The 258-nt window shown below is 32.9% G+C and carries 1 protein-coding gene; it reads left to right on the top strand.

Going from position 1 to position 258, the window contains the following annotated elements; translation table 11 throughout:
- A partial coding sequence (locus HMPREF2801_RS05350; RefSeq protein WP_305787926.1) for a sigma factor-like helix-turn-helix DNA-binding protein occupies positions 1 to 175 on the top strand: 175 nt, incomplete at its 5' end.
- Positions 176 to 258: the final 83 nt, after the last annotated feature.

Raw genomic sequence — 258 nt, 5'->3', positions numbered from 1 at the left:
GGCTATGTCAAAGCTGAATGATGAAGAAAGGGACATCATAGAGCGTTTGTATTTTAATGATGAAACATTATCGAGTGTAGCAAGAAGTAAGAAAGTGAGCTATCAAGCTATACAATGGCGAAAAAACAATATTCTTAAAAAGCTAAAGGTGCTTTTGAAAGAATTTATAAAGTAAACGCCTTGTAGATGGGGGCAGATTTTCCTTTATAAATTGAAGGGAGATCTGTCCTTATATTTTATTTAAGGAAGTGATGAAAA

This window comes from Peptoniphilus sp. HMSC062D09 (assembly GCF_001811425.1).
Classification (GTDB): domain Bacteria; phylum Bacillota; class Clostridia; order Tissierellales; family Peptoniphilaceae; genus Peptoniphilus_A.
Note: the sequence above shows the minus strand (reverse complement) of the source record. Positions and strands in the feature narration are given on the sequence as shown.